This is a genomic window from Gottfriedia sp. ABJ_BB2_2 (assembly GCF_055484705.1).
This window is the reverse complement of the sequence record NZ_JBVFKR010000012.1, coordinates 1-13,786: the sequence shown is the minus strand read 5'-3', so window position 1 is coordinate 13,786 and position 13,786 is coordinate 1. Positions and strand designations below refer to the sequence as shown.

The 13,786-nt window shown below is 32.3% G+C and carries 11 protein-coding genes; 1 reads left to right on the top strand and 10 read right to left on the bottom strand.

Going from position 1 to position 13,786, the window contains the following annotated elements; genetic code table 11:
- Positions 1–117: 117 nt before the first annotated feature.
- The 9 genes from pseI to hag all read right to left on the bottom strand — a co-directional run bounded on the left by pseI (position 118) and on the right by hag (position 10,152).
- On the bottom strand, positions 118–1,152 hold the full coding sequence (gene pseI / locus ACX6U0_RS18705; protein ID WP_464961373.1) for a pseudaminic acid synthase: 1,035 nt from the start codon (positions 1,150–1,152) through the stop codon (positions 118–120).
- Positions 1,149–2,678 carry a UDP-2,4-diacetamido-2,4,6-trideoxy-beta-L-altropyranose hydrolase gene (gene pseG, locus ACX6U0_RS18700; protein ID WP_464961372.1) on the bottom strand — a complete coding sequence of 510 codons (1,530 nt, stop codon included), beginning with the start codon at positions 2,676–2,678 and terminating at the stop codon, positions 1,149–1,151. The genes pseI and pseG overlap by 4 nt, the downstream gene beginning before the upstream one ends.
- 4 nt (positions 2,679–2,682) lie before the next feature.
- Positions 2,683–3,408, bottom strand: a complete 726-nt coding sequence (locus ACX6U0_RS18695; protein ID WP_464961371.1) for a cytidylyltransferase domain-containing protein — start codon at positions 3,406–3,408, stop codon at positions 2,683–2,685.
- Positions 3,409–3,422: 14 nt separating this feature from the next.
- Positions 3,423–4,601: a UDP-4-amino-4,6-dideoxy-N-acetyl-beta-L-altrosamine transaminase gene (gene pseC / locus ACX6U0_RS18690; RefSeq protein ID WP_464961370.1), complete on the bottom strand. Its 1,179-nt coding sequence runs from the start codon at positions 4,599–4,601 to the stop codon at positions 3,423–3,425.
- Positions 4,585–5,589, bottom strand: a complete 1,005-nt coding sequence (gene pseB, locus ACX6U0_RS18685) for a UDP-N-acetylglucosamine 4,6-dehydratase (inverting) (protein ID WP_464961369.1) — start codon at positions 5,587–5,589, stop codon at positions 4,585–4,587. Before pseB ends, pseC begins: the two co-directional genes overlap by 17 nt.
- Positions 5,590–5,833: 244 nt before the next feature.
- Entirely contained in the window at positions 5,834–7,093 is a 1,260-nt protein-coding gene (locus tag ACX6U0_RS18680) for a motility associated factor glycosyltransferase family protein (protein ID WP_464961368.1), read from the bottom strand.
- Positions 7,094–7,101: 8 nt separating this feature from the next.
- Positions 7,102–7,446: a DUF8042 domain-containing protein gene (locus tag ACX6U0_RS18675; RefSeq protein ID WP_464961367.1), complete on the bottom strand. Its 345-nt coding sequence runs from the start codon at positions 7,444–7,446 to the stop codon at positions 7,102–7,104.
- Entirely contained in the window at positions 7,443–9,224 is a 1,782-nt protein-coding gene (locus ACX6U0_RS18670; RefSeq protein ID WP_464961366.1) for a motility associated factor glycosyltransferase family protein, read from the bottom strand. The genes ACX6U0_RS18675 and ACX6U0_RS18670 overlap by 4 nt, the downstream gene beginning before the upstream one ends.
- 112 nt (positions 9,225–9,336) lie before the next feature.
- Positions 9,337–10,152, bottom strand: a complete 816-nt coding sequence (gene hag, locus ACX6U0_RS18665; RefSeq protein ID WP_464961365.1) for a flagellin Hag — start codon at positions 10,150–10,152, stop codon at positions 9,337–9,339.
- A 375-nt stretch (positions 10,153–10,527) separates the two neighbouring features.
- On the opposite strand from hag, the gene nagE reads away from it, so the two are divergent.
- Positions 10,528–11,880: an N-acetylglucosamine-specific PTS transporter subunit IIBC gene (nagE, locus tag ACX6U0_RS18660; protein ID WP_464961364.1), complete on the top strand. Its 1,353-nt coding sequence runs from the start codon at positions 10,528–10,530 to the stop codon at positions 11,878–11,880.
- Positions 11,881–11,951: 71 nt separating this feature from the next.
- Here nagE and ACX6U0_RS18655 read toward each other — a convergent pair.
- On the bottom strand, positions 11,952–13,786 hold a 1,835-nt coding region (locus ACX6U0_RS18655), incomplete at its 5' end, for a hypothetical protein (protein ID WP_464961363.1).

Below are 13,786 nucleotides of genomic sequence, written 5' to 3'. Positions count from 1 at the left end.
AATCAAAATTTGTATAGGAGAGTAAAGCAAGATAATTATCACAATTTATTTCTGTATATTTTTCAAATTAAAAAAATAGACTCAGTGTATATACCGGGTCTACTAAAAAAGCGTTTATTAAACTAAATCCCATGAAACTGGTGTGCCTTTTGGAACATCCATTTTTACTGTTTTCCCAATAATTTGATTAATAAATTTAGGTGGTAAACCGTAACCTGGGCGAATGCTGCGGACATTTTTTTCTGTTAAGACCTCCCCAGCTTTTAAATCCGCTGTAATGTATAGGGAGCGCCTAAATTTTAATGAAGCCCTCTCTTTTTCAGTTATACCATAAGAAATTTTACCTAAAGACTCCCAAGCTCTCTTGGATTCTTCCACTAACATTTTCATTTCCTTTGGTTCCAGTGAAAATGCAGAGTCAACTCCTCCGTCCTCGCGAGAAAGTGTAAAGTGTTTTTCTATTACCATCGCACCTAATGCGATACTTGCAATTGGAACACCAATTCCTAATGTATGATCTGATAGACCAACTTCGCAATTAAACATCTGTTTCATATGGGGAATAGTTAATAAATTGGAATCCTTTGGAGAAGCTGGATAAGTACTAGTACATTTTAGAAGAATGATTTGATCATTCCCCTCTTCACGTATTGCTCGGATTGCTTCATCCATTTCGGCTATTGTAGCCATACCATTTGAAATGATAATTGGTTTTCCAGTTTGTGCAACTCTACGTATTAATGGTAAGTCCGTATTTTCAAATGAAGCTATTTTATAAAAAGGTACATTCAGTGATTCTAAAAATTCAACTGATGAAAAATCAAATGGCGTACTAAATCCAATAATTCCTTTTTCCTTACAGCGATCAAAAATCGGCTTATGCCATTCCCATGGAGTATGAGCTTCTTTATACAAGTTATATAATGAAGTACCATCCCATAAGCTATTTTTATCCTTTATAAAAAATTCATTCGTATCAATATCAATTGTCATTGTATCTGCAGTATATGTTTGTATTTTTAAGGCATGTACTCCTGACTCTGCAGCAGCATCTACAATCTCTAAGGCTCTTTCTAACGATTGATTATGATTACCAGACATTTCCGCAATAATAAAAGGAGATTGTTCATTTCTATTTAAGAATTTGCTCATCGTTTGTAGTGCTCCTTTGTTAAACTATAGACATATACGTCGTAATTTTCATTATCCCTTATATATCCGTTACTTTTTATTGTTTCTAATGTAAATCCCAAATTACGATGAAAGTTTTTACTTTTTACATTAAATTCAATTACTTCACCATAGATTTTCTTAATATCTAAAGAATTAAAAATCAAATCTAATGCAAGTTCACCTAGCATAAATCCACTACCTTTAAGGCTATTTGGAACTCCGATATAGAATCCCCATTCAGCACGGGATTCCTCAGAAACTTCTATGGATACCACACCGACGGGAAGATTATTTATTTCAAATAGTTTATTAATTTTACTTTTATCGCTAGATACCCTTTTAAACCAATTAGCATGATTTTCCCATTCAATTAATTCATGATGGTACATATATTGACGAATGAAATCTTGATTTCTCCACTTTAGTATCATCGGTAGATCCTCGGTAGTGATATCTCTTAATCTCCCAGCAATATATGTTGATACCCTAAATGTTCCGTATCCGTCTACCATTTCTATCATTCGTTCTCTCTTTGATTCTATATCTTCAATAAATTTAGTTAAAACCTCTTCACTTAATTCAGATATAGAATTTAAGAATTTATCTATCTTTAACTTGCTTAGTGATTTTGCGATCTCTGATTGGTTTTCAGCTACAATTGTCGTTATTGCAGGAAGTCCCATGCAAAATCTTTCCCATGTAGTGCTTCCCGTTGCCATTATGCCAAATGAAGCTTTAGCCATCATTTCAGCCATATTGTTTATTTGGCAATGATAGTTTAATCCAGAATATAGATTACATAATTCTTTAATTTTATTTTTATTAGGATTACTGTTACTGACAACTACATCAATTTCCCAATTTTTTAGAAAATCGATGCCTGTAAGTATTTTGATAGCTTTTTCAGTTTCATTAGTAGAATCACTTCCGCCAAAGAATACTAAGATACGATTTGAATCCCTAACAAACTTTAATTTACTTGCTTGGGTAAATTCTTTTCTTAACAATGTATAAGTAGGACCAATAAGTTTTTTACAATTTTTTGAAAGAAGATCGTCATATCTGTATTCCATGTTAGAAACATAGTTTTGATCTAACAAAATATCACACTCATGTTTCCGATTCGCCAAATCATCAATGACAAAAATTTTGTTAACAAAAGGCTTTATCTTTTGTTCCCAATTAATATCTATCCCATAGTGATCTATAATTAACCAGTCAACCATTAGTCCCTTTATTACATACTGAAGTTCTTCAACATCCTGCAAAAATGATGCACCAAGCCAGCTACTATAGTCATCTCTGATTGGCTCTTTATAATGTCGTAACTCTATAACTTTAAAGCCTAAACTCATAATATATTGATTTAAGTTTCCCTCAAAATCTCTACAAACAAATGTACATTCATGTCCCAAATCCTTTAATGATTGTGCCAAAGTTAGACATCTCATTACATGACCTGTACCAATAATAATCGAAGAATCTACTCGAAAAGCAATATTCATACTATTACTCTCCTAATTTTTTCTGTTCAATATGAAAATTTATCTTTGCCATATTTGGATTTGCTTTCAATAAATTTAGTACATCTTCTAATGTATATAAATTATTTGGAAAAGAAGCTATCACCCATTCAATTAACTTAAAGTCCTCTATTGTATCTACTGTTAATCGAAATTCACTCTCATCATCTTTATATGCATAGTTTTTAATCTCAAATTGTTTAGAATTTTTATAGATATACGGTGTTACGTGCTCTCTTTCAATTTCATCGGTACCTAATTCGTATGCCTTTTTTAATGATTGAAAAGAGAATACTTCGGTATCCATACCCCGAGGATAACTACGTTCAATGCTATTTGAAACATAGTCAGACTTATGTTCTAAATAAAATCCAATAATTTGATCAACTATTAATGGATCAATTACTGGACAATCTGATGTCATCCTTATAACAACGTCCGCCTCTGCTTCCACAGCACATTCATAATATCGACTTAGTACATCATTTTCAGATCCTCGATAAGTTTTAACACCTAAAGTTTTACAAAGCTCAACGATTGCATTATCTGTTTCATTAATTGTAGTTGCGACCACAATTTCATCTATTTTTTTACTTCTTTTTAGACGGATTAACATATGTTTTAAAAGTGGTTCTCCATTTACCACTTTTAATACCTTTCCAGGTAAACGCGTTGAAGTCATTCTTGCTTGTATTATCGCTACAATTTTCATATTTTATATCCTCGTCACTTCTGAAGATTACTCAATATCTTTTTAACCGCATTAATTACATCCAATACATCTTGATCAGTCATAGCTGGAAATAAAGGTAATGTAATGATTTCTTCATAATAAGCTTCAGCATTTGGACAAATCCCTTTTTCATAGCCTAAATTTTTATAATAAGGTTGATAGTGTACAGGGATATAATGTACATTTACTCCAATATTTAGATTTACTAAATTATCAAAAAACTCTCGGCGACTAAGTCCTAAAAAATCCTTTTTAACTCGAATGACAAATAAGTGCCAAGCTGAATTTTTAATAGGAGATAATTTAGGTAATTCAATTCCAACTTGTCCTTTTAGTTCTTGTAAATATTTTTCGACAATTTTTCTACGTCGTGAGAGGAAGGAATCAAGTTTTTTTAGTTGGTTTTCACCTAAAGCTGCTTGAATATCAGTCATACGATAGTTAAAACCAAGCTCCTGCATTTCGTAATACCATGGTCCATGGTTCTCAATTAACTTATTAGGATCTCTTGTAATTCCATGAGTTCTAAATTGTAATAACTTTTCATAGTATTCTTTACTATTTGTTGTAATCATTCCACCTTCACCCGTTGTGATGTGTTTAACAGGATGAAAACTAAACATTGTCATATCACTTATTGCACCAATTTTTTTCTCTTTATACTCCGCGCCAAGTGCATGCGCTGCATCTTCTATTAAAATCAAATTATGTTTTGATGCAATTTCTTGAATTTCATCTAAATCTACTGGCATCCCAGTGTAATGCACAGGAATAATTGCCTTTGTTTTTGATGTGATCTTGGATTCAATTGAATCAGGTAAAATATTTCCGGTTTCAACATCAACATCAGCAAATACAGGTGTTCCGCCACAATATAAAACACAATTTGCACTTGCAGCAAATGTCATAGGTGTTGTAATTACTTCATCTCCAGGATTAATCCCTGCAGCAAAACAAGCACCATGTAAAGCGGCAGTGCCGTTAGAAAAAGCAACTGCATATTTTGCCCCTACATAATCTGCAACTGCTTTTTCAAAACTTTCAACTGCTGGTCCTGTTGTTAAATAATCACTTTTCAAAACATTAATTACTTTTTCTATATCCGCCTCATCTATATATTGCTTTCCATATGGTAAATAGCTTGAGCGTTTTTGATTATTTAACTGTTGCATCTTTTAAATCGGCTCCCTCGATTTCTAGTGTAGCAACAAGCTCTCTTATTTCTTCAATAGACAGCCAATGTGTATTACTATCACTTGAATATTCAAATCCTTCAAGCAATGGTTTTCCAGTTAGATAATATTCGTCTTTAATCATGCTAGCTTCAGGATAAATAACATAGTGATTATCGTATTCTATCGTATGACGAGCATCATCTCTCGTAATCATCATTTCATGTAGTTTTTCGCCTGTTCTTATTCCAACAAATTTAACCTTACATTCAGGTGCTATCGCTTCAGCTAAGTCCATAATAGTTGTACTTGGAATTTTAGGTATAAAAATTTCTCCACCATTCATATTGCCTAATGTATCAAATACAAGTTGAACTCCTTGATCTAAAGTAATCCAAAATCTTGTCATGCGCTCATCGGTGATAGGTAGTTCACCAGTTTTCCTCATTTTTAAGAAAAACGGAATTACACTTCCTCTACTTCCAACTACATTGCCATACCGTACAACGGCAAATCTAGTATCTCTGCTTCCGACATAAGCATTAGCCGATACAAATAATTTGTCTGAGGCAAGTTTAGTTGCACCATATAAATTAATAGGTGAACATGCCTTATCTGTACTTAAAGCCACAACCTTTTCTACACCTTTATCGATTGCAGCTTCTATAATATTCTGTGCACCGTGAATATTTGTTTTAATTGCTTCAAAAGGGTTATATTCACATGCATCTACATGTTTCATTGCAGCAGCATGAATAACAATATCAACGCCATCAAACGCTCTATATAGTCTTTCTTTATCTCGTACATCTCCAATAAAGAATCGAATTCGCTCGTCTTTAAACTCTTGTTTCATTTCATATTGTTTTAACTCATCACGACTAAATATGATTATTTTCTTTACACCTTCATTTAAAGCACGTTTAACAAATTTTTTCCCAAATGATCCCGTTCCACCTGTTACTAAAACTGTCTTATTTGATAACATTATTTTTTCATCCCCTACTTTAAAATTGGAATTGTATTTTTATAATAATCTGACATTAAATTTTATTAATATGAATTTCTATTATTATCATACTATATTATTCAAAATATTTAATATATCCTAGTCCTTATTAAAAATGGTTAAATTTCCAAGCAACCATTACTAATGGACTATTATTGTAATAAAACACTGCTCAATAATAAGTAATTCTTGCTAAATAGTTCCAAAATTTAAATAGTAATAATTATACCCGTTTATCTGTTATCCCTACTTCAATATAATCATTTAGAGTGACATGTTTCCAGCCTTCTATATGTGCGCCGCCCTCTGTGCAATTAAAAAATTCTGTTCTATGATTATTTTTTATATAATTTTCAAACCATTTCCGATAAACAGACAAATTTCTTGCAGTAGCTACTTTTTCTTTTTTATAAAAATCATCTACATATTCAATAAATGAATTTCCAGTAATTTCCCTTTGGTCGTGTGTATTACTAGCATGAGAATATCCATTTGTATATGCAAGATCCTGTCCAACTAAAGCAATCGATTTCGCTCCTAGGTTTACCATTGTATCTAATAAACAAGTGGCCACTGACCCACCAGTGTTTATTAATAATTCAGTCTCATGTTTTGCCTGATTCTCAGCTTCCAAATATCCTATTTGATATACTATCGTTCGACTTTCACCACATAAAACTGCATCATGATTAGCGGTACTTAAATAAAACAAATGAGTACCCAGCATATCTACATGTTCAAATTGATCTATAATAGCAGTTTTTGGATCAGAAATCATTACAAAATCTGGTTTAATTCCATAATTATCTAAAGGACGAAGAGCAGTCCCCACGCATCCAATTATAAATCTTTTATCATCTCTTAATCTTTTTAATGTATCTAACTGTTTTGTCAAAGAAGGACCGGCCGAAACGAGTATCATATTTTTGTTATGATAATAATTTTTCCATGCTTTTAAACCTGAATCATTAAGAGCAATATTTTTACGAAAATTTTCTAACAATAATTCTCTTTGCTCGCAAACTGTTTTTTGCATAATAAGTAAATCTTTTAAAACTGGTATTATTGACTCGAATTGTATTGGAATAATATTCAAGGATTGTTCATATATAAAAACCGATGACGTATTTTCAAATAGATCGTTTATTTTATTGTCCTTTAATATAGAACTAAAGGACTTAAATTCAATTCGATTATTTTTTATAAACAAAGATGTAGATTTAAACCACTTTAAATAATCATCATTAAATTCAATAACTGAGATTTTAATATCAGGATATTTTTCGTTAAGCTTCAAAATATGATAACCAGCACCAATACCAATTAGATAAACATGCTTTGCTTCGCAACTAGGAAAATACTTTTCAATCCAATTACTTGCTTCTTTTAATGGATCATATTTACTATGAAAGCAAAATTCTCGGTTATCATATTTTACCTTAACAGTTATCACAGTCTTAGTGGAATGTAAGCTGAATTCCATAGTTATACCTAACTATTTAAACATTCTTGTACTTGATTTAAGTAAGGCAGTATTTCATATTCGAATAAATCTGTAACTAAGACATAATCTTCCATTTCTAATCCAGATAACATTTCATTTATATTATCAAAAATTAAATCTACTTCTGGTAGATTATTTGAACTGATTTTATTTATTCCGTTGATTGCTTGAATTGTCCATTGCAATCCTTCAAGTACTTTACTTAATAAACTTAAGCCTTCTGTCTCTTTACCTGTATGAATTAAATTACATACTTGTTCAATTGCCACCATCAATTTTGGATTATATTCAAAAATGGATTGTTTAGTTTCTTGAATTAGTTGTTGATTCATTTTATTGTGCTTCCCTTCTCTAATTCTGTTTCAATTTCAATTATAGATTCTTCCAAATATGGTATAACACTTTCTATACTTTCTAATATACCTTTATATAAAGTTAATGATTGAGAATAAATACGATTATTTTTTTCATCTTCTGTTTCGCCATCTTTTTCTAAAAAATTATGTTTCACATCGTGAATAATAGGTTGAACAATATATGATAAAAATTCATTTTTTAATGACTTCATTAATAATTTATCCAATTCATCCAATTTACGATTATTCTTATACGTAATAATCATGCTTTTTTCTAATATATTTAGCGCATTTCTACAATAATTCTTTGCTACATTCATTATTGATCTTATTAAAGATACCCGTTTTTTTAAATTATCCCAATCATTTTTTTCTCTATTAATATGTTTATTGTGAACTATCATTTTTTCTACACTTATTTCTCTTTCACAATAAGTTTGGAGAAATTTATGATAAGGTATTTTCTTAACCCCTTTTATATTTATCCCGCCCTCAGTACAGTTAAATAATCTTTCTTCTAATTCCAACAAATTTACTAAGCTTATAAAATCATCTCTCATCGAAGAAAACACTATATCTGTTAAAACTTGATCCCCGTAATAGCCTTCAGCATAAAACATTTTTCTTGTTTTCATGTCTTCCTCACTAATTACTTTATGGAATGTGTTTCCGGATGCATGTGATTGCATGTTTGTATATGCTAAATCTTGGCCTATTAGACATATTGGACCACTAGTTATAAAATTAGCTACTTCAAGTGCAAAATTAGCTACTGAACCCCCACCGTAGAATTCAACTATTTTATGGTTTAATAAGTTTTCTAACATTGCATGATGATTTGAATTTGTAATATTATGAATAATAAATTTTCTGCCATTGTGCATACTAGGAATTTTCGGATGAACATGCATACTATAAACAATGGGTATATGAGAAATATTTAAGTCTTTAAAATGTTTATAATTTGGTTCGCCACCATCGATTGTTATGATTAGATCCGGTATTATATCATTTTTTAGTAATGTATTAATTGTAGAGCCTGCACAAATAATGAAACATTTATTAGCATGTTCTTTCAATAATTGTATTTGTTTAATTAAAGAAGGACCACCTGAAACTACGGTTACAGGACAAGTGAGTTTCTGTTCTAATGCGTATAGTGAAGTTGCTTCAAATCCGTTTTTAATATTTAAAATTAAATTTTTTTGCCATTCATTTGCAAATAAAAATTGTGTATTTTTTTCAACATGTTTCTTTAACGCTGATTCTTTCACACTCTCTAAAAACTCTTTACATTGAGTGGGAAATATATTTTTATAATTTGGTGATATTTCTACAATGATTCTTTTATCAAATTTAAGCATCTGTTGAAATAATATATTTGAAATATCCTCTTCACTATCATCATTTATCGCTATTACTTGCTCATGATTTAATACTTCTTTCAAAATTTCGCTATTATTTATTTGTTCAAATAGAATTTTGCTTGGTTCATAAATAATTAGAAATTCGTTTTTGGTAAACTTTTTTACCAATTCAATTATTACATATAAATCACCCATACCGAACAATATATGCAAATGATGCTTCTTAAACAAATCTAAGACATTTTTCTCTGCTTCTTTAATTGGATTATATTTACTTTGCAGCATATAATCATTTACTTTTAGAATAGGTAATTCGTTAACCTTACTTTTTTCCCAATCAACCTTTAGTTCTTCACGTTCAGTCATATTTGAAGTCAGTTGTTCCATAGTTGTCTCTCCCTTTTGAATATGCACTTAAGATAAAGTTCTTCCTCTAAAAACTCTATATTAAATTCATATAAAAATAGGGACTGAGAAAAATCTCAATCCCAAGTATTTATTAACGTAATAATTGAAGTACGCCTTGTGGTTGTTGGTTAGCTTGAGCAAGCATAGCTTGAGCAGCTTGAGAAAGAATGTTGTTCTTAGTGAAGTCCATCATTTCTTTCGCCATGTCAACGTCACGGATACGAGATTCAGCAGCTGTTAAGTTTTCTGCACCAGTTTGTAAGTTGTTGATTGTGTGCTCTAAACGGTTTTGAACTGCCCCTAAAGTAGAACGTTGAGTTGAAACTGATTCAATTGCAGTGTTAATTGCTGTAATAGCAATGTTTGCATTTGTTAAAGTGTCAACTTTAGTAGCGTTAGCAGTTAATTTTAATGCTGCAGCTGACATAGTTTTAACAGTTACACTGATTAATTGATTTGAGTTAGCACCAACCTGGAATTTGAATGTTTGAGATTTAGAAAGAATTTTTTGAGTATTGAATTCAGTTTCAGTAGCAATACGAGTTACTTCTGAGTTTAAAGCATCGATTTCAGCTTTGATTGCAGTACGGTCAGCCGTTACGTTAGTTCCGTTTGAACCTTGAACAGCAAGCTCACGCATACGTTGTAAGATTGAGTGAGTTTCGTTTAATGCACCCTCAGCAGTTTGGATTAAAGAGATACCATCTTGAGCGTTTTTAGAAGCCATGTCTAAACCACGGATTTGTCCACGCATTTTTTCAGAGATAGAAAGACCTGCAGCATCGTCGCCAGCACGGTTGATTTTTAAACCTGAAGATAATTTTTCCATGTTCTTAGAAGCGTTAACTCCGTTTGAACCCATTTGACGGTAAGTATTTAAAGCTGTGATATTGTGGTTAATACGCATAATTAATTTCCTCCTTGATTGTGTAAGTTCACTTCCTTGTGAACTCTATAATATTTAGGTGCCTTCGTGAAAATCTCGAGCTTTTCACCTTAGCTCCTTTACATTATTTATATCGACTTTTTTTTTGTAGGTTTAAGTCTATTTTGAAAATAGTTTTTTCGACAAATTGAATATATAGTTCGATGTTCCTATTTTAATAAAAGAGAAATCGTTTATTTTCAATACGAATTTTAAAATTAAATAGTTTTTTACATATTAAAAATAGGTGTTTTTCCTTACTTTTTTGTACTAACTATCTTTTTATCTCATAGACTTGTTATGAAGCGAATAATAGTTTTTCTTCTACTATTTTATTTTAAAAAAGGGGGAATTACTTTGTTAAAGTTTCTGCAACGAATCGGGAAGGCATTAATGCTTCCGATTGCAGTACTTCCAGCAGCTGGTTTGTTACTTAGATTTGGGCAAGGAGATTTACTGGATATTCCTTTTATGGCAGCTGCAGGTAATGCAGTATTCGCTAATTTAGCTCTTTTATTTGCAATCGGTGTTGCAGTTGGTTTAGCAAAAGATCAAAATGGTGCAGCTGGGTTATCAGGTGCAATAGGGTATTTTATTTTAGTTGAAGGTGCAAAAGTAATTGATAAAGATATCAATATGAGTGTTCTCGGAGGTATTTTATCCGGGGTGATTGCTGGACTTTTATATAATCGTTATAAAGATGTGAAACTACCAGACTTTTTAGGATTCTTTAGTGGTCGCAGATTCGTTCCAATCGTGACAGCAGCTGTAATGTTTGTACTAGCAGGGTTGTTCGGCTATATTTGGCCACCAATTCAAGATGCGTTAAATACATTTGGAAATAATATAATTGATTTAGGTGCAGTTGGAGCTGGGTTGTTTGGATTCTTTAATAGATTATTAATTCCACTTGGCTTACATCATGTGTTAAATAATATCTTCTGGTTTGTATTCGGAGACTTCAATGGTGTTACAGGTGACTTAAACCGCTTCTTCGCAAATGATCCAAGTGCAGGAATTTATATGGCAGGTTTCTTCCCAATTATGATGTTCGGTTTACCTGCAGCTGCATTTGCTATTGCAACCACTGCAAAAAAAGAAAATCGCAAAGTTGTTTTAGGAGCGATGTTAAGTTTAGCATTTACTTCATTCTTAACTGGTATTACTGAACCAATCGAATTCTCATTCATGTTTTTATCACCAGTTTTATATTTTATTCATGCGGTATTAACTGGAAGCTCACTCTATGTTGCTAATTTATTAGATATTCATGATGGTTTCACTTTCTCAGCCGGGGCAATAGACTATTTATTAAACTATGGTATCGCAACAAAGCCAATACTACTTTTACTCCAGGGCTTAGTCTACGGGGTCATTTATTACTTTGTATTTGTTTTCTTCATTAAGAAGTTTGATTTGAAAACTCCTGGACGTGAAGATGAGGAATCGGTTGAAGAATACTCATCGAACAATACAGGAAATGCGGAAAACTATGTAAATGCTTTAGGTGGTACTGAAAATATAGTTTCGGTTGATAATTGTGCGACAAGATTACGCTTAGAGTTAGTTGATACGAGTAAAGTTAATGAAGCAGCGTTAAAAAAAGCTGGTGCAATTGGCGTACTAAAACTCGGTACTTCGAGTTTACAAGTAATTGTCGGTACAAATGTCGAATTTGTAGCAGAAGAAATTAAGAATTACTTAAAATAGTATTTAAAAATAAAAACGGTAATGCAGATCAGATCTGACATTACCGTTGTTTTGCTTTATTTAATAGTATTCTATACTTCAGCTACGTAAGATTTACTTGTACGAGCACTCTCGTGTTTATCTATTTTCTTATTAGAAACTTGAATACTTCCCGCTGTTGAACTTAATTGTGGAACTGTAATTGTAATCGTTGTTTGGCCAGCGGCAACAGTCCCTGTACCTAATACAGTCGTACCAGTAGAATTATAAACCGTGATTAAATCTTCTTCTACTAAACCTGTTACAACAATTGTATCATCTGTTCCTATCTTATTATTTATAACAGTAATTGCCGTTGGTGATAATTGTTGAGTAGTCGGTTCTACTAAGTAAGCTTTACCCATTCTTGCACTTTCTAGTTTATTTACTTTCGTTACAGTCACATAAAGCGTTCCCGCAGCTGATCCAATTTGAGGAATTGAAATTGAAACAGATGTATTCCCTGAAGCTACTGTCCCGGTTCCAATTAAATTCCCTCCAGATGCTGCATCATACACATTTATGATATCTCCTGCTGATAAATTCGTTACTGATACTGTATCGTCTGTACCGACATAGTTATTCACGACTGTAATATAACTTGTTGAAATAATTGCCGTCGTTTCTGATGTAAATGTTTGAGCTATTCTTGCGCTTTCTAATTTCCCATCTTTTTTAACAGTGACGTAGACACTCCCTGTACCTGTGCCTACTTGAGGAATCATAATAGTCTTTGAAGTTTCTCCAGTTTCAACAACTGCACTTCCTAAAATTGTTCCTCCTGTTGCTGCACTATAGACTGTAACAGTATCTCCTTGAACTAATCCAGAAACGACAACTGTATCATCAATTCCTGCCTTATTATTTGTGACAACAATCGATGCTGCGGCAGGAGCTGTTGTTGTTGGCTCACTTGCATAAGTCTTTGCTAATCTTGCACTTTCTAATTTATTTACATTCGTGATGCTGATATATGCTGTACCCGCAGCTGAACTTAATTGAGGTATAGAAAGTGTAATTGTCGTTTTTCCGTTTTCAACCGTTCCAGTTCCAATGATATTCCCACCTGTTGCTGCATTATAAATTGTAATAATATCTCCTGCAGCTAGTCCACTAATAGTTACTGTATCATCAATTCCTACATAATTATTCACAATAATAACATTACTAGTTGAAAGTGTTGGTGTTGTTTCTGATGTATATGATTTGGCTGTTCGTGTACTTTCTAATTTTCCATCTTTCTTAATTGTAACGTAGACACTTCCAGAACCTGAACCTAGCTGAGTAATATTGAATGTTTTTGTCGTTTCGCCAGTTCCAACAGTTGAACTGCCTATCACAGTGCCTCCTGTTGCTGCACTATAAACGGTTACTACATCTCCTTCGACTAATCCAGTAACCACTACAGTATCATCAATTCCCACTTTATTATTTGTTACTGTGATTGAAGACGCAATCGGTGCTACAGTTGTTGGTTCACTTGAATACGCCTTAGCTAGTCGGGCACTTTCAAGTTTATTTACTTTTGTTACACTTACATAAGTTGTACCAGCAGATGATCCTAATTGAGGAACCGATAGTTTAACAGAAGTGCTTCCTACTCCTACCGTTCCTTCTACAACTAAATTACCACCTGTTGCAGCATCATAAACTTTAACAATATCTCCTTCTACTAATCCATTTACAGTTATAGAGTCTTCTGTTCCGATATAGTTATTTACAACAGCTACATTACTTGATGAAAGGGTTGGTGATGTTTCTGATGTATATGTTTGTGCTGTTCGCGCACTTTCTAATTTCCCATCTTTCTTGATTGTAACGTACACATTTCCAGCTCCAGAACCTAGCTGTGGAATCACAAATGTTTTTGAAGTTTCTAACGCTTCTA

Excerpts from the sequence above, each read along its gene's own strand:
- pseI (WP_464961373.1), bottom strand. The coding sequence starts at position 1,152 with ATGAGCAAATTCTTAAATAGAAATGAACAATCTCCTTTTATTATTGCG.
- ACX6U0_RS18670 (WP_464961366.1), bottom strand. The coding sequence starts at position 9,224 with ATGGAACAACTGACTTCAAATATGACTGAACGTGAAGAACTAAAGGTT.
- ACX6U0_RS18675 (WP_464961367.1), bottom strand. The coding sequence starts at position 7,446 with ATGAATCAACAACTAATTCAAGAAACTAAACAATCCATTTTTGAATAT.
- pseG (WP_464961372.1), bottom strand. The coding sequence starts at position 2,678 with ATGAATATTGCTTTTCGAGTAGATTCTTCGATTATTATTGGTACAGGT.
- pseB (WP_464961369.1), bottom strand. The coding sequence starts at position 5,589 with ATGTTATCAAATAAGACAGTTTTAGTAACAGGTGGAACGGGATCATTT.
- pseC (WP_464961370.1), bottom strand. The coding sequence starts at position 4,601 with ATGCAACAGTTAAATAATCAAAAACGCTCAAGCTATTTACCATATGGA.
- hag (WP_464961365.1), bottom strand. The coding sequence starts at position 10,152 with ATGCGTATTAACCACAATATCACAGCTTTAAATACTTACCGTCAAATG.
- ACX6U0_RS18680 (WP_464961368.1), bottom strand. The coding sequence starts at position 7,093 with ATGGAATTCAGCTTACATTCCACTAAGACTGTGATAACTGTTAAGGTA.
- ACX6U0_RS18695 (WP_464961371.1), bottom strand. The coding sequence starts at position 3,408 with ATGAAAATTGTAGCGATAATACAAGCAAGAATGACTTCAACGCGTTTA.